The 15679-nt window shown below is 60.3% G+C and carries 19 protein-coding genes; 8 read left to right on the top strand and 11 right to left on the bottom strand.

What is annotated here, in order from left to right:
- Nucleotides 1-101: 101 nt before the first annotated feature.
- Nucleotides 102-1973 carry a TonB-dependent receptor domain-containing protein gene (locus AC19YQ_RS18960; RefSeq protein WP_500595660.1) on the top strand — a complete coding sequence of 624 codons (1872 nt, stop codon included), beginning with the start codon at nucleotides 102-104 and terminating at the stop codon, nucleotides 1971-1973.
- 100 nt (nucleotides 1974-2073) lie between these two features.
- Here the strand turns inward: AC19YQ_RS18960 and AC19YQ_RS18955 are convergent, their stop codons facing one another.
- From AC19YQ_RS18955 to nrdR, 10 genes are all read right to left on the bottom strand, one after another.
- Nucleotides 2074-2868 (bottom strand): cobalamin-binding protein, encoded by a 795-nt coding sequence (locus AC19YQ_RS18955; protein WP_500595659.1) that lies wholly within the window; start codon nucleotides 2866-2868, stop codon nucleotides 2074-2076.
- Nucleotides 2868-3287, bottom strand: coding sequence for an MFS transporter (locus AC19YQ_RS18950; protein WP_500595658.1), 420 nt, complete (start codon nucleotides 3285-3287; stop codon nucleotides 2868-2870). The genes AC19YQ_RS18955 and AC19YQ_RS18950 overlap by 1 nt, the downstream gene beginning before the upstream one ends.
- Nucleotides 3284-3901 (bottom strand): GTP cyclohydrolase II, encoded by a 618-nt coding sequence (gene ribA / locus AC19YQ_RS18945; protein ID WP_219262620.1) that lies wholly within the window; start codon nucleotides 3899-3901, stop codon nucleotides 3284-3286. The genes AC19YQ_RS18950 and ribA overlap by 4 nt, the downstream gene beginning before the upstream one ends.
- Nucleotides 3902-4126: 225 nt before the next feature.
- A complete protein-coding gene (gene thiL, locus AC19YQ_RS18940) occupies nucleotides 4127-5086 on the bottom strand; it encodes a thiamine-phosphate kinase (protein WP_500595657.1) in 960 nt (319 codons plus the stop codon).
- 15 nt (nucleotides 5087-5101) lie between these two features.
- The gene (gene nusB / locus AC19YQ_RS18935; protein ID WP_133077063.1) at nucleotides 5102-5602 is read right to left on the bottom strand and encodes a transcription antitermination factor NusB; all 501 of its coding nucleotides are present in this window, start codon (nucleotides 5600-5602) and stop codon (nucleotides 5102-5104) included.
- On the bottom strand, nucleotides 5599-6075 hold the full coding sequence (gene ribH, locus AC19YQ_RS18930) for a 6,7-dimethyl-8-ribityllumazine synthase (protein WP_003444275.1): 477 nt from the start codon (nucleotides 6073-6075) through the stop codon (nucleotides 5599-5601). The genes nusB and ribH overlap by 4 nt, the downstream gene beginning before the upstream one ends.
- Nucleotides 6076-6167: 92 nt before the next feature.
- Complete coding sequence (gene ribBA, locus AC19YQ_RS18925; protein WP_500595656.1) at nucleotides 6168-7259, bottom strand: bifunctional 3,4-dihydroxy-2-butanone-4-phosphate synthase/GTP cyclohydrolase II; 1092 nt, start codon at nucleotides 7257-7259, stop codon at nucleotides 6168-6170.
- A gap of 16 nt (nucleotides 7260-7275) precedes the next feature.
- Entirely contained in the window at nucleotides 7276-7938 is a 663-nt protein-coding gene (locus tag AC19YQ_RS18920) for a riboflavin synthase (protein ID WP_019824314.1), read from the bottom strand.
- A gap of 46 nt (nucleotides 7939-7984) precedes the next feature.
- Nucleotides 7985-9118, bottom strand: a complete 1134-nt coding sequence (gene ribD / locus AC19YQ_RS18915; protein WP_219262618.1) for a bifunctional diaminohydroxyphosphoribosylaminopyrimidine deaminase/5-amino-6-(5-phosphoribosylamino)uracil reductase RibD — start codon at nucleotides 9116-9118, stop codon at nucleotides 7985-7987.
- The gene (gene nrdR, locus AC19YQ_RS18910) at nucleotides 9115-9579 is read right to left on the bottom strand and encodes a transcriptional regulator NrdR (protein ID WP_019824317.1); all 465 of its coding nucleotides are present in this window, start codon (nucleotides 9577-9579) and stop codon (nucleotides 9115-9117) included. Before nrdR ends, ribD begins: the two co-directional genes overlap by 4 nt.
- Nucleotides 9580-9718: 139 nt before the next feature.
- Here nrdR and AC19YQ_RS18905 point away from each other — a divergent pair, with 139 nt between their 5' ends.
- The 3 genes from AC19YQ_RS18905 to trxA are packed head-to-tail and all read left to right on the top strand — an operon-like array spanning nucleotide 9719 to nucleotide 11761.
- Complete coding sequence (locus AC19YQ_RS18905; protein WP_500595655.1) at nucleotides 9719-10168, top strand: hypothetical protein; 450 nt, start codon at nucleotides 9719-9721, stop codon at nucleotides 10166-10168.
- Nucleotides 10165-10854, top strand: coding sequence for a class I SAM-dependent methyltransferase (locus tag AC19YQ_RS18900; protein ID WP_500595654.1), 690 nt, complete (start codon nucleotides 10165-10167; stop codon nucleotides 10852-10854). Before AC19YQ_RS18905 ends, AC19YQ_RS18900 begins: the two co-directional genes overlap by 4 nt.
- Before the next feature lie 31 nt (nucleotides 10855-10885).
- On the top strand, nucleotides 10886-11761 hold the full coding sequence (trxA, locus tag AC19YQ_RS18895) for a thioredoxin (RefSeq protein WP_133077067.1): 876 nt from the start codon (nucleotides 10886-10888) through the stop codon (nucleotides 11759-11761).
- A gap of 114 nt (nucleotides 11762-11875) precedes the next feature.
- On the opposite strand, the gene AC19YQ_RS18890 is transcribed toward trxA, so the two are convergent.
- Nucleotides 11876-12217 (bottom strand): hypothetical protein, encoded by a 342-nt coding sequence (locus AC19YQ_RS18890; protein ID WP_339476321.1) that lies wholly within the window; start codon nucleotides 12215-12217, stop codon nucleotides 11876-11878.
- 134 nt (nucleotides 12218-12351) lie between these two features.
- On the opposite strand from AC19YQ_RS18890, the gene AC19YQ_RS18885 reads away from it, so the two are divergent.
- From AC19YQ_RS18885 to AC19YQ_RS18870, 4 genes are all read left to right on the top strand, one after another.
- Nucleotides 12352-12921: a DUF2796 domain-containing protein gene (locus AC19YQ_RS18885; RefSeq protein WP_133077069.1), complete on the top strand. Its 570-nt coding sequence runs from the start codon at nucleotides 12352-12354 to the stop codon at nucleotides 12919-12921.
- Nucleotides 12922-13060: 139 nt separating this feature from the next.
- On the top strand, nucleotides 13061-13771 hold the full coding sequence (locus AC19YQ_RS18880; protein ID WP_219262614.1) for an ABC transporter ATP-binding protein: 711 nt from the start codon (nucleotides 13061-13063) through the stop codon (nucleotides 13769-13771).
- A 1-nt stretch (nucleotide 13772) separates the two neighbouring features.
- Nucleotides 13773-15038, top strand: a complete 1266-nt coding sequence (locus tag AC19YQ_RS18875) for an ABC transporter permease (protein WP_133077071.1) — start codon at nucleotides 13773-13775, stop codon at nucleotides 15036-15038.
- 10 nt (nucleotides 15039-15048) lie between these two features.
- Nucleotides 15049-15573, top strand: coding sequence for a DUF3299 domain-containing protein (locus AC19YQ_RS18870; RefSeq protein ID WP_133077072.1), 525 nt, complete (start codon nucleotides 15049-15051; stop codon nucleotides 15571-15573).
- Nucleotides 15574-15679 lie beyond the last annotated feature (106 nt).

The following is a 15679-nucleotide window of genomic DNA, read 5'->3' as shown; positions in this document are numbered from 1 at the left end:
GGCTGCGATCGAGCCCGAAGGGATCGCGCTTTACATAGCGAAGGTCCTGCGGACCTTATCGCAGCCTGCGGCAGCGGCTACAGGTTTGATACCGAGAGCCCATGAAACACCTTCGTCTGGTTTTAATCCTCAGCAGCCCGTTGCTGGCCAACGCCGCTGAGCGCGAAGACGCGCTCAAACTCCCGCAAACACTGATTACCGGCAATCGCCAGGTTGAAGCGCGCTCCGACAGCAGCAGCGCCAACAGCGTGTTCACCCGTGACGATATCGACCGCCTGCAACCCACCAGCCTGACCGACCTGCTGGGCCGGGTACCGGGCGTTCAAGTGGCGCGCAGCGGCGGGCGCGGCGGTTTGCCGGGGATTTATATTCGCGGCACCAAGTCGGCACAAAGCCTGGTGCTGGTGGACGGCCAACGCATGGCCAATGCCACTTCGGCCGACAGCAACTTGCAGTACCTGAATATCGATCAGATCGAACGCGTGGAAGTGCTGCGCGGATCGCGATCAGTGATCTACGGCAGTGATGCGATCGGCGGGGTGATTCAGATTTTCACTCGCCGTGGCGCCAATCAGGCCCCGCAGCTTCGAGTCCGCAGCGCGATGGGCAGCTATGGCAGCTCAGACAACAGCGTCGGGATATCCGGTGGTGATGCGCAAACACGCTACAACTTGAGCGCCAGTCTCGAACAGACCGCGGGGATCAACCGTACTCACGAGTCCTTCCCCAGCGACAACGACCATGATGCTTATCGCAACAAGTCACTCAGCCTGAACCTGAGCCACTACCTGAGCGAAGACCTTGAGGTCGGATTGACGGCGATGAAGAACATCGGCAAGACCGAACTCGACAACTCGTTCGGGCGCTGGGACCCGAGCACCATGACAGTCAGCGGCCAGCAACTTTACAGCGACTTCGATATCAGCAGCGTCGCCAGTTTTATCGACGCCCAACTCGCCGAGCGCTGGAATTCACGCCTGGAGCTGGGCCACAGCGAGAACCGTGAAAAAACCCGGGACAAGCTCAGCCCGGACCTCTACAGCTTCAATACCTATCGCGACTCGCTGAACTGGCAAAACAACCTGACGCTGGACGATCAAAACACCCTGATCCTGGGCGCAGACACCTATGAAGACCGCGTGCGCAGCAGTACCGTTTTCGACGTAGACAGTCGCTGGAATCGCGCCGCCTTTATCCAGCACCGCTTTCACGGTGATTACTTTTCGACCGAGCTGGGCCTGCGTCACGATCAGAACCAGCAATTCGGCAGCCACAACACCTGGAGCGCCAGCCTGACTGTACCGCTCAACGCCGACAATGATGTGCTGCTGTCTTACAGCGAGGGGTTTCGCGCACCTACGTTCAATGATTTGTACTACCCACAATTCGGCAACCCGAATCTCAAACCGGAATATTCCAAGAGCTACGAACTGCAGTGGCGCAGCCAGCTGAGTGAAACCAGCCGCCTGGAAACCTCGCTGTACCGTACCGAGATTCGTGACGCGATTGTGGCCGATGCCGACTTCATCCAGCAGAACATCGGCGCGGCACACATCACCGGTTTCGAAAGTGCCTTGCAGCAGGAGTGGTTCGGCTGGCAGAGCAGTCTGGGCATCGCGATCATCGACCCTCGCGATAAAGACACCGGCCACACGTTGGGCCGTCGCGCACGCCGGACGTTGAGCCTGGATCTGGATCGGCAATTCGACAAGGTGGGTGTCGGCGCCAGCTGGCAAGCGGTGAGCCGCAGCTTCAACGATGAAGACAACAAGCAACCCATTGGCGGGTATGGCGTGCTGGGGCTGCGCGGCAACTGGCAGGCCAGTTCAGAAGTGCGGTTCGATGTGAAGGTCGACAACCTGCTGGACAAGCGCTTCACCCGCGCGCTCTACAGCTATGACGGCAACTACTACGGCTATCGCGAAGAGCAGCGTAGCTTGCAACTGGCCATCACCTGGACCCCAACGCTCTGACTTTGTGGGAGCGGGCTTGCTCGCGATTCAGGCGCCACGGTGTGCCGGGTAGAGCGGGTTGATGCTATCGCGAGCAAGCCCGCTCCCACAGGGGGGGGGGTTAGTGAGACGCCAGTTGTTCACACAGTTTCGCCGTCGCTTCCAGCATCTGCCCGCTTGGGCGTTCCAGGCCTTTGTCGGCCAACAACAGCAAACGCCCATGCTTGACCGCATCAATCTGCGGCCAGGCTTTCCAGGCATCCAGCTGCGCCTGGGTGCTGGCAATGATCACCTCGGGATTGCGCTGCAGAACGGACTCAATACTGACTTGCGGCGCGGGCAGCTTGAGGTCGTCAAACACATTTTTCGCCCCGCACACGGCCAGCGCATCACTGATGATTTGCCCGCCACCGATGGTGTACAGAGGCTGATCCCATACCTGATAGAACACTCGCACTGGCTTGTCGCTCTGATACTGCGCCCGTAACCCGGCAAGACGCTGACGCAACTGGCCAGCCAACTGGTGCCCCCGTGCCGGACGCCCGAGGGCAGCGGCCAGGGCTTCAACCTGATCCGCCAGTTGTTCGAGGCTGACGGGCTCAGCAATGTAGGTCGGGATCTTCAGGCTACGCAGCTGTTCGCGCTGTGCGATGCCCACACTGCCCGGCCAGAGCAACAGCAGGTCGGGTTGAAGGCTGAGCAGGCGCTCCATGTCCAATTGCCCGTAGCGGCCCACCGAGGGCACGCTGGCCAGCTCCGGTAATGGCTCGCCCGCATCCAGACGCCCCACCAGCACATCGGCAACGCCCAGTTCGACAACCATTTCAGACAAGGAAGGTGAAAGGCTGACCACACGCAGGGTGGCCAGAGAAGGCATGCTGGCGCTCAGCAGCAGAGCCGCCAGCCAGACGCGCATCAGCCGACCTGGCGGGGAATGCGGTAAAGGTAAAACAGGACCAGCGTCGACAAGGCCAGCAGCAACAGGGGCACACCTTCAAGCCCGACAAACACTGCCAGGGCGGCGATCCAGGTGGGCAACCCCGCTGCCAGCAAGGCACGATGACGCACACGGGCCAGCTCATCCCAGGCCGCCGGTTCTTGCGGGGTGTCGAGGGCTTTTTGCAGGTTGATCAGGCCATGTTTGTAAGGCCCGAACGTGCGCAGGGTCGCGAACATGGATGCCACGCCGGCAATAAAGAACGGCATCGTCAGATCAGGCAACAGCGGCTCGGAGTCGCCAAAAAACCAGTTGGCCAGCGCCAGCGGGAGCAGGGTCAGTATCAGCTGTTGCCACCAGCTGAAGCTCAGGCGCCGACGGCGCTGACCGCGGGTCACGCCGGGTCAGCCTCGTTTTGATGCTGGTTGCCCATCATGTGACCGAGCTTGTTCGCCTTGGTCGCCAGGTACAGTTTGTTGTGCGGGTTGTGCCCCGTGTGCAGCGGAACACGCTCTGCCACGGTGATACCCATATCGGTCAAGGCTTTGACCTTGCGCGGATTGTTGGTCATCAAACGCAACGACTGCACGCCTACATGCTCAAGCATCGGCAGGCAGATGGCGTAATCGCGCTGGTCGGCAGCAAAGCCAAGACGCTCGTTGGCTTCAACGGTATCGGCGCCTCCATCTTGCAGCTCGTAGGCACGGATTTTATTCAACAAACCAATGCCACGGCCTTCCTGGCGCAGGTACAACAGCACTCCACGCCCTTCGCGGGCAATGGCCTGCAAGGCCGCTTCGAGCTGAGAACCGCAGTCACAGCGCTGGCTGAACAGGGCATCACCCGTCAGGCATTCAGAATGAACCCGCCCCAACACCGGAGCACCATCGGCCACGTCGCCCAAACTGAGCACAACGTGTTCACGGCCCGTGGTTTTCTCAAGGAAGCCATGCATGGTGAATTCGGCAAAGGGGGTAGGCAACTTGCAAGCGGCAACGAAAACGACGGGCACCGTGTGCTCCTGATCAGTTTGAGGACTGGAAATTCGCAGAGGCGGCATTGTAACAGGAGGTTCCAACAGACGCTTAGGCTGAATTACCGAGGATAAATATCTAAAAGTTTGATGACTTATGGCACACACATTACCTGTGGGAGCGGGCTTGCTCGCGAAACAGACGATGGGGTGTATCAGGCTGAACGTGGCGATGTCATCGCGAGCAAGCCCGCTCCCACAGGGTCAAGCATGAAAATGCTGATATCCGCGCACTGCAGGGGTGATGTCTGAGCCATCCGTATCCAGCAGTATCACGCCCTGCCCTTCGACCACGCGACCAATTACATGGATCGGCCAGCCATCGGCCAGCAACGTCGGCAGTTCAAGCGCGGGCAAGGTGAACGCCAGAACATAATCGTCACCCCCGCTCAACGCCGCTTGCTGCGCACCGCTATCGCCCAGGAACTCTTCCAGCGCCAATGACACGGGCACCCGGTCCAGCTCAATCACCAGACCCGCCTGTGACGCCAAGGCAATATGGCCACAGTCGGCGAGCAGGCCATCGGAGATGTCCAATGCCGAAGTGGCTTTGCCGCGCAATGCCTGACCCAGCGCCAGCTGCGGCTGCGGCGACCAGTAATGGGCCAGCAACGGTTCGCTGATGATCGGCTCGGCGGTACGCTGCCCCAACACCAGCGGCAACGCGCCAGCCCCATTGCCCAGCTCACCGCCCACACACAACAGGTCGCCGGGTCGGGCACCGCTGCGGGTCAGGGCCTGGCCGCTGGGTACCCGGCCGAACACCGTGAGCGTCAGGCATAACGGGCCGCGCGTGGTGTCGCCGCCAATCAGGCGCAGGCCACAGGCTTGGGCCATCAGGTTTAAACCGCGGGCATACGCCTCCAACCAATCGGCTTCAACCGTCGGCAAGGTCAGGGCAAGGGTAAAGGCAAGGGGTGTTGCGCCCATGGCCGCCAAATCACTGGCCGCCACCGCCAGCGAACGCTGACCGAGCAAGAAAGGGTCGCAAGGATCTGCGAAGTGCACCCCGGCTACCAGGGTGTCGGTGGAAATCGCCAGCTGTTCCCCGAAGGGAACATCCAGCAGGGCGCAGTCGTCGCCAATCCCCAGGGCAACACCCTCGCCGCGCTGCGCACAGGGCGCGGCAGCGAAGAAGTTGCGGATCAGCTCAAACTCGCCCATGGCCGACAGCGCCGTTTAGCGCTTGTAAGCCTTTACTTCAGCTTCACGCAAGCGTGGCGCCAGTTTGTCGAGCACACCGTTGACGAACTTGTGGCCGTCGGTGGAACCGAACACTTTAGCCAGCTCGATACCTTCGTTGATCACAACGCGGTAAGGCACGTCGACACGCTTGATCAGCTCCCAGGTGGACAGGCGCAGAACAGACAGCTCAACCGGGTCGAGTTCTTCGATGGTGATGTCCAGGCACGGAATCAGCGCAGCATCGATCTCGCCTTTGTGCGCAGGTACGCCGTGCAGGATTTCACGGAAGTAAGCGGCGTCAACGTCGGTGAAGTCGTTATCGACGCGAAACTGCGCTTCGATCTCGTTCAACGACTGCTTGGCCATGTGCCATTGGTACAGGGCCTGAGTCGCGAGTTGACGCGCTTCACGGCGCTTGGCGCTCTTGGAGGGTTTGCCAGCGTCCGCAGGTTTTGGATCGCGCGGGTTGAAACGATCGCTTTCGTCGGAAATCACTTGGCCTCCAACTGTGCCAACAGGCTGACCATTTCAAGGGCGGACAAGGCAGCTTCAGCGCCTTTGTTGCCGGCTTTGGTGCCGGAACGCTCGATGGCTTGCTCGATCGAATCAACAGTCAGTACACCGAATGCTACCGGTACGCCGAACTGCATGGACACCTGGGACAAGCCCTTGGTGCATTCGCCAGCAACGTATTCGAAGTGCGGAGTACCGCCACGAATCACGGCGCCCAAGGCGATGATGGCGGCGAACTCGTTGCGCTGGGCAACTTTTTGCGCAACCAGCGGGATTTCGAACGCACCCGGCGCACGAATGATGGTGATGTCGCTTTCGTTCACACCGTGGCGAACCAGGGCATCAACGGCACCACTCACCAGGCTTTCGACAACAAAGCTGTTGAAACGGCCAACTACCAGAGCGTAGCGCCCTTTGGGGGCGATGAAGGTACCTTCGATGGTCTTCAGGGTCATTCGGTATGTCTCGTATTAAAGAGCCAGAACGCACTCGCGTGCGTTCTTTAAGGATATTGGGCCACGAATTTCGGACAGGACACGACCGGTCTTTATTCGGAGGGCACGTATTCTACAACTTCCAGATCGAAACCGGATATGGCATTGAACTTCATTGGTGAACTCATGAGGCGCATTTTGCGCACGCCCTGGTCACGAAGGATCTGCGAACCGGCACCGACGATGCTGTAGGTGGTCTGTTTTTTCACCGGCGCGTGGTCCGCGGTTTCGCGGATATTGGCCAGCAATACGTCGCCGTCCAGCGGATGCCCCAACAACAGCACCACACCGCTGCCCGCCTCTGCTACCGCGGTCATGGCGGCGCGCAAGCTCCAGCGGCCCGGCTGTTTGACCATCAGCAGGTCACGCAGCGGGTCCATGTTATGTACCCGAACCAGGGTCGGTTCTTCGGCGCAAATCTTGCCCAGGGTCAGGGCCATGTGCACATCGCCTTCGACTGAATCACGATAGGTCACCAAATTGAATTGGCCCAGTTCGCTGTCCAGTGGCTGCTCGGCAATCCGCTGAACGGTACGTTCATGGATCATCCGGTAGTGAATCAGGTCGGCAATGGTGCCGATCTTGATGCCGTGCTCGGCCGCAAAGGTCTCCAGTTCCGGACGACGAGCCATGGTGCCGTCATCGTTCATCACTTCGCAGATCACGCCGCTTGGCTCGAAACCGGCCATGCGCGCCAGGTCGCAGGCCGCCTCGGTGTGACCGGCGCGGGCCAGGGTGCCGCCCGCCTGGGCCATCAGCGGGAAGATGTGGCCAGGGCTGACGATGTCTTCGGCCTTGGCGTCCTTGGCCGCAGCCGCTTGCACGGTGCGCGCGCGGTCAGCGGCGGAAATGCCGGTGGTCACGCCGGTAGCCGCTTCAATCGATACGGTGAACTTGGTGCCAAAGCCGGAGCCATTGCGCGGCGCCATCAATGGCAGCTTGAGCAGCTCGCAGCGCTCGCGGCTCATCGGCATGCAGATCAGCCCACGGGCGAAGCGCGCCATGAAGTTGATGTGCTCGGCCTTGCAGCACTCGGCGGCCATGATCAGGTCGCCTTCGTTCTCGCGGTCTTCGTCATCCATGAGGATGACCATCTTGCCTTGGCGGATGTCTTCAACCAGTTCTTCGATGCTGTTGAGCGCCACGCGGCACCCCCTTAAGTCAGGATTTGAGGTAGCCGTTGGCGGCCAGAAAACTTTCGCTGATGCCACCCGAGGTCGGCTCGGCGGCTTTGTCGCCCAGCAGCAGACGCTCAAGGTAACGCGCCAGCAAATCGACTTCGAGGTTGACCCGGCGACCCGGACGGTAGTCGTCCATGATGGTTTCGCTCAGGGTGTGCGGAATGATGGTCAGGGAGAACTCGGCGCCATTGACCGAGTTCACGGTCAGGCTGGTGCCGTCGACCGTGATCGAGCCTTTGTGGGCGATGTACTTGGCCAGTTCCTTGGGCGCACGGATACGAAACTCGATGGCACGGGCGTTCTCTTCACGGGAGATCACTTCACCCACGCCATCAACGTGACCGCTCACCAGATGACCACCCAGGCGCGTGGTCGGCGTCAGGGCTTTTTCAAGGTTGACCCGGCTGCCGCTTTTCAGGTCGTTGAACGCGGTGCAATCCAGGGTTTCGCGGCTGACGTCAGCCGCAAAGCCGTTGCCCGGCAGTTCAACGGCGGTCAGGCACACGCCATTGATCGCGATGCTGTCGCCGAGTTTGACATCGCTCAGGTCGAGCTTGCCGGTGTCGATGGAAACTCGCACATCACCGCCCTTGGGGGTCAATGCACGGATGCTGCCGATGGATTCGATGATGCCGGTAAACATGGCGTTCCCCTTGAGAACAAAGCCTGCGTAAAACGAAGACTGAGAATTATACGCTCGCTGGCGGCACGGGAATGGCGGTGACTCGCCAGTCATCGCCCACCGCGCGCATTTCAGTGATTTTGAGCAATGGTGCTTCGCTCATGTGGGTCAACGGCAACTCAAGCAGTGGCCGGGCTGTGGAGCCCAAGAACTTGGCCGCGACGAAGATCTGGTACTCATCGACCAGGCCTTGATCGGCAAATGCCCCGGCCAGGCGCGGTCCGGCCTCGACCAGCACTTCGTTGACGCCGCGTGCCGCCAGCGCAACCAGCAATTTGCGCAGATCAACCTGGCCGTTGGCACCGTGGATCACCAGGCATTCGGGCCCCGTGCGGTACTGTTCGGCAGGCGGCACACAGGTGGCGACCAGCGCCGGGCCTGCCTTGAAAAAAGGCGCATCCAGCGGCACCCGCAAACGCCCGTCGATCAGTACCCGCAGCGGCGGCCGGCTGAGCGCCAATGCCGTCAGCTCAGGGCTCAGGCCCAACTCTGGGCCACGCACGGTCAGGCGTGCGCCGTCGGCCAGAACCGTGTCGGCACCGGTCAGTACGACGCTGGCCTGGGCCCGCAGACGCTGTACCGCAGAGCGCGCCTCGGGACCGGTGATCCACTGGCTTTCGCCATTGGCCATCGCGGTGCGACCATCAAGGCTCATCGCCAGCTTGACCCGCACAAACGGCAGGCCATGTTCCATGCGCTTCAGGAAGCCCGGGTTCAGCGCCCGGGCATCGGCTTCCAGCACACCGCTGAGCACTTCAATCCCGGCGTCGGCCAGACGCTTGAGGCCGCGCCCGGCGACTTCCGGATTGGGGTCCTGCATGGCCGCAACCACACGCGCCACGCCAGCCGTGATCAGGCCTTCGGCGCACGGCGGGGTATGGCCGTGATGGCTGCACGGCTCAAGGGTGACATAGGCCGTGGCGCCACGGGCCAGCTCGCCCGCTGCGCGCAGGGCGTGGACTTCGGCATGGGGCTCGCCGGTGCGCACATGCCAGCCTTCGCCAACGATCTGCCCGTCACGCACGATCACGCAACCGACACGCGGGTTGGGATGGGTGGTGTACAAACCGTTGCGCGCCAACTCGATGGCGCGGGCCATGTAATGGATGTCTAAAATCGATTGTTCAGGGGACTGGGTCATTCTTTGGAAGGCTCACGGGCAAGTCGGTCGATCTCTTCGCGGAACTCGTTCAAGTCCTGGAAGCGTCGATAGACCGAGGCAAAGCGGATATAGGCCACTTCGTCGAGCTTTTGCAGCTCGCCCATGACCAGTTCACCAACAACCAGCGATTTGACTTCACGTTCGCCGGTGGCGCGTAGCTTGTGCTTGATTCGGGCAAGGGCGGCTTCAAGGCGCTCGACACTCACCGGGCGCTTTTCCAGCGCCCGCTGCATGCCGGCGCGCAGCTTATCTTCGTCGAAGGGCTGACGACTGCCGTCTTGCTTGATCAGACGGGGTAACACCAACTCGGCTGTTTCAAAGGTGGTGAAACGCTCACCACAGGCCAGGCATTCGCGCCGGCGACGCACCTGGTCGCCCTCGGCGACCAGACGCGAGTCGATGACTTTAGTGTCGTTGGCACCGCAGAAGGGACAGTGCATGGTGGCAGCCAACAAAAATGGGGAGCGCCATGTTAGCGCATCCCACTGGCAAGACAAGCCATAGGCTTTACGGTATACAGACGGGCTACTATGTTTTACACCATCTGTTACATCGACTGACCTGCTGCTGGAGCCGTGTATGCCGCTACGAACGCTTGTTTTGCTGTGCCTTGCCAGTTTGCTGGTGGCTTGTAGCAGTGAGCCACCCAAATCGGCACAGCCCCAAGTGCTGACGCAGCCAAAAACCGACGCCCCGGCTGACCTTGGCCCGCTACCGGCGTATCAGCGCGAGTTGAGTGGCGTACTGACTGGCGTGCCGGCAGGCGCCGAGGTTGAGCTGGCCATACTGATCGTCGACGACCGCGGACGCCCCCAAGGACTGATGGCCAGCAGCAAAATCATCGGCAACAACCAGGCCCTGCCATTCAAGCTGCGATTCAACCCCGAGGCCTTCCCGGCCGGTGCGCAGGTCGAACTGCGCGGACGCGCCAGCCAGTCCGGGCAACTGATCCTGCACCTGCCTTCACGGATTATCAGCCAGCCCACTACGCAGGCGTTGGGGACCCTGGCACTCGTCAAAGCGCCATGAACACACCGCTAGACCTGCAGCAGTCGCTAGGCGAGTTATTGGGTGATGCGCAACTGGTCATCACCGACTTGCCCGACACCGCGCTCAAGCTCTGGTTGATCGATGCGCACAATATGGATCGCGCCTTCACCCCTGACGAAACCCGGCGCATTCTCTACGAGCCGCCCTATTGGGCGTTTTGCTGGGCCAGCGGGTTGGCGTTGGCGCGCTTTCTGGCCGATCGGCCGCACTGGGTCAAAGGCAAGCCCGTGCTGGATTTTGGTGCTGGCTCCGGCGTCGCGGGGATTGCTGCTGCCCGGGCCGGGGCGCTGGAAGTCGTGGCCTGCGACCTTGACCCGCTGGCGCTGGCAGCATGCCGGGCAAATGCGCAACTCAATGATGTGCAGCTCGGCTATTCCACGGATTTTTTTGCCGAGGCCGACCGGTTTGACCTGATCCTGGTGGCTGACGTGCTGTATGACCGCGAAAACCTGCCGCTGCTGGATCACTTCCTCGCCCGCGGCCAACAGGCACTGGTCGCTGACTCCCGGGTGCGTGACTTCAGGCATCCGCTGTATCGGCAGCTGGAAATGCTCAAGGCACTGACCTTGCCCGATCTGGCCGAACCCCACGAATTTCGCAACGTCAGCCTGTATCACGCGCAACGCGAACCAACGCCTTTCAGCGCTCGCGTCCAGCCTTTATAGTTGCCCTCATTTACCTGCTTCGAGACACATAATGAATCAGCCTACGCCCTCTTTCAGCTTCGACGTAACCTCCGCTGACTTCGACAAACTGGTTGTACAGGCGTCTTTCGAGCAGCCCGTGCTGGTGGATTTCTGGGCCGAGTGGTGCGCGCCCTGCAAGGTGATGCTGCCGATCCTGGAGCAAATCGCCGAGGATTATCAGGGCGAGTTGCTGCTGGCCAAGGTCAATTGCGATGTCGAGCAGGACATTGTGGGCCGTATCGGCATTCAGACTTTACCCACGGTCGTGCTGTTCAAGGACGGCAAGGTGGTCGACGGGTTCCAGGAAGCACAGCCTGAATCGGCGATCCGCGCCATGCTCGCCCCCCACGTGGTCATGCCTGAACCTGAGGTAGAAGACCCGCTGGTACAGGCCCAGGCTCTATTTGCCGAAAGCCGTTTTGCCGATGCCGAAGCCCTGCTCAAAAGTATCCTGACCGAAGACAACAGCAACGCCAAGGCACTGATCCTGTACGGCCGTTGCCTGGCCGAGCGCGGTGAGTTGACTGAAGCGCAGGCCGTGCTGGATGCCGTCAAAAGCGACGAGCACAAAGCCGAGCTGGCAGGAGCCAAGGCTCAGCTGACGTTTTTGCGTCAGGCGGCAGACTTGCCGGATGTTGCCGATTTGAAAACCCGCGTGGCGCAAAACCCGCAGGACGATGAAGCGGCGTACCAACTGGCGATTCAGCAATTGTCGCGCCAGCAATATGAAGGGGCTCTGGACGGCTTGCTGAAGTTGTTTACCCGCAACCGCAGCTATAACGAAGGCATCACCCACAAGACGTTGCTGCAAGTGTTCGACCTGCTGGGCAACGACCACCCGCTGGTCACCACGTACCGCCGCAAACTGTTTGCTGCGCTGTACTGAAACCTGATCGTGGGAGCGGGCTTGCTCGCGATGGTGTCACTGCGGTTCAACTGTAAAACCGCAGCACCTGAATCGCGAGCAAGCCCGCTCCCACCAAGCTGGGTGCCAACTGTTCTACACAACCCAGCTATAGATAGGTGAGTCTGCACCGCTGATCACCTTGACCTCGGCACAATGACGCAGGCGCACCAACAAGCGCTTGCCTGCGCCCGTACTGCCGGTCAGCGCTTCAAGCTGGCCCAGCAGTTCAGGCCCGGTCATCTGGCCAGCCTTGCGCAGCAAGTCTTTGGTCGTTTCCCATACAGCATCGTCCTGACTCGCGGGCTTGGCAGGTGGCGCAGTGGCCGGCGCATCACCCACGGGCAACTGCGCACCCAGCTTCGCCCAATCGCTATCATCCAGCTCCACCGTCAAATCGACCGGCCAGTCACCTATCGTTCCGCGAATGCGCACCATCGTTGTGCTCCTGAAATTTCATGAAGCCATGCTCCCATGCGTCTTGCGTAACGCCAAGCACACGGGCAAACTCTCGCAACACTTGTTATAAGATCACATAACAAAACATTCATATTTCTTGCTGGAGTGCTCCCATGCGCCGCTTGCTTCTTGCTTTGCCGTTTGCCTTGTTGCCGCTGGCGATGGCTCACGCCGCCGACGATCACGATCACGATCACGACCATGAACACGGCAGCCTGGCGCCCCATGAGCATGGCGTGGGAAGCTTGAATGTGGCGCTGGACGGCCAGACACTGGAGCTGGACCTCGACGGTCCGTCAATGAATCTGGTGGGCTTTGAACACGTGGCCACGACCCAAGATGATAAAGCCAAGGTCAGTTTGGCCCGTAAACAACTGGAAGACCCGCTGGTACTGTTCAGCATCCCGAAGGCAGCTGGCTGCATAGCTGACGATCAGGAGCTCAAGAGTCCGCTGTTCGAACCGGCTCCTGAAGAAGGCGCAGCCAAGGGCGAGCACCACCATAGCGATATCGAAGCCCACTACGCGTTTACGTGCAGCAAACCGGATGCTCTGAAAGCTCTGGACCTGACCCAGTTTTTCAAGACATTCCCCGGCACTCATAAATTCAAGGTACAACTGATCGGCCCAAGCGGTCAGCAAGCGGTGGAAGTGACGGCCAAGGCACCTACGCTGAAGTTTTAAATACCCGCCCCTCTGTGGGCGCGGGCTTGCTCGCGATGGCGTCACGGTGCTTTCACTGAAAGATTGCAGCGTCGGAATCGCGAGCAAGCCCGCTCCCACAAAAAACACCCCCCGATGACACAGGCGATTTCCTCCCCCCATGACCCAAGCACTTATCGAATTGAGCGACCTGAGTTTCAGCTGGCCGGGACACCCCGTGCTGCTGGATATCCCGGCGTTTCGCCTGGAACCCGGTGAAACCCTGTTTCTCAAAGGCCCCAGCGGTAGCGGTAAAACCACTCTGCTGGGCTTGCTGGGCGGGGTGCAAAAAGCCAACCGGGGCACGATCCGTTTGCTGGGCCAGGAACTGAGCGAACTAGGCTCGGGGGCGCGCGATCGTTTTCGGGTTGATCACACGGGCTATATCTTCCAGCAGTTCAATCTGCTGCCGTTTTTATCGGTTCGCGAGAACGTTGAACTGCCTTGCCACTTTTCCAAACTACGCGCCAGCCGTGCCGTGCAGCGTCATGGCAGTGTGGATAACGCCGCACAAACCCTGCTCGCACATTTGGGCCTCAAAGACCCGGCGCTGCTGGAGCGACGCGCAGATTCACTATCGATTGGCCAGCAGCAGCGTGTCGCCGCCGCCCGCGCATTGATCGGCCAGCCCGAACTGGTGATTGCCGACGAACCCACTTCCGCGCTGGATGCCGACGCTCGTGAAGCCTTTATCCAGTTGCTGTTTACCGAGTGCCGCGAGGCTGGCGCCAGCCTGCTGTTTGTCAGTCACGATCAAAGCCTGGCCCCCCTGTTCGACCGCAACCTGTCGTTGTCGGAACTCAATCGCGCTGCAACAAAGGTAGAGGTCTGAGATGTATCTGTTTCGTCTAGCGCTGGCCAGCCTGGCTAACCGTCGCTTTACCGCACTGCTGACTGCCTTCGCCATTGCCCTTTCGGTGTGCCTGCTGCTGGCAGTCGAGCGGGTGCGCACCGAAGCCCGGGCCAGCTTTGCAAGCACCATCAGCGGCACAGACCTGATCGTTGGCGCCCGCTCGGGCTCGGTCAACCTGCTGTTGTATTCGGTGTTTCGCATCGGCAATGCCACCAACAATATTCGTTGGGACAGCTTTGAGCACTTCGCCAACAACCCGAAAGTGAAATGGGCAATCCCCATGTCCTTGGGGGATTCTCATCGTGGTTATCGGGTGATGGGCACCAACGAGAACTACTTTGAGCACTACCAGTACGGCCACAAGCAAAACTTGAAACTGGACAGTGGCCGCGCCTTTGCAACCGACCCGTTCGAGGTGGTACTGGGCGCCGAAGTCGCCGAGGCCCTGCACTACAAACTGGGGGACAAGCTGGTGCTGGCCCATGGCGTGGCCGCGATCAGCCTGGTCAAGCATGACGACAAACCGTTCACCGTGGTCGGTATTCTCAAGCGCACCGGCACCCCGGTTGACCGCACACTGCATATCAGTCTTGGCGGCATGGAAGCGATTCACATCGACTGGCATAACGGGGTGCCCGCCCAGGGTAGCGGACGTGTCAGCGCGGACCAGGCACGCAATATGGACCTCACGCCACAGGCCATCACCGCTTTTATGCTGGGCCTGAACAGCAAGATTTCAACCTTTGCCCTGCAACGTGAAATCAATGAGTTTCGCGGCGAGCCCATGATGGCCATTTTGCCGGGCGTGGCCCTGCAAGAACTCTGGAGCCTGATGAGCACCGCTGAAAAGGCGCTGTTTGTGGTTTCGCTGTTCGTAGTGTTGACCGGGTTGATCGGCATGCTCACGGCGATTTTGACCAGCCTCAATGAGCGTCGGCGCGAGATGGCGATTCTGCGCTCCGTGGGCGCACGGCCCTGGCACATCGCAACCCTGCTGATCTTCGAAGCGCTCGCGCTGGCATTGGCCGGAGTGATTGCTGGCGTTGGTTTGCTGTATGTGTGCATTGCCATTGCACAAGGCTACGTGCAATCCAATTACGGGCTGTATTTGCCACTGGCATGGCCAAGTGAATATGAATGGACGCTGCTGGGCGGTATTCTGGCGGCGGCCCTGCTGATGGGCTGCGTGCCCGCATGGCGCGCCTACCGACAATCGCTGGCCGATGGCCTGTCCATTCGTTTATGAGCTTATGTTTATGAAAAGGTCTGCACTGTCACGCGCAGTACTGGCGCTGTTACTGCTGGTGGCCACACCGCTGTGGGCGGCCGAGCCAAAAGAGCTGACATGGTCAGAGATGATCCCGGCGGATGCGCCGCCTGAAGCCCCGGACATGACGCCCTTGCACGACTTGTCTCAAATGGGTGACATGGAGACCGCACCGGCAGCCAGACAGGACTTGCCCAATGCGCCGGTGGTCCCGGCGCTGGACGGCCAACTGATCCGCCTGCCGGGCTATATCGTGCCCCTTGAAGTCAGCGAAGACGGCCGTACCACCGACTTCTTACTGGTGCCCTACTTCGGCGCCTGTATCCACGTACCACCACCACCATCCAACCAGATCGTGCATGTAACCAGCAAAGAGGGCGTCAAACTCGAGGAGCTGTACCAGCCGTACTGGATCGTAGGCGCGATGCAGGTCAAGGCCAGCACCAGCGAACTGGCCGATGCGGGCTATCAGATGGATGCGCAGAAAATCGTGGTCTACGAATTGCCGGAGTAAATCAAAAGCGCCGGGCACTCTTGGCAACTAACGAATTTTTCACAACTTCATCTTTTCATTGAGCTGGGTCAACTGAACGGAGCTGCGGGCTCATTACCATTGGTTA

The sequence above is a fragment of the Pseudomonas sp. MF06569 genome (assembly GCF_059862735.1).
Note: the sequence above shows the minus strand (reverse complement) of the source record. Positions and strands in the feature narration are given on the sequence as shown.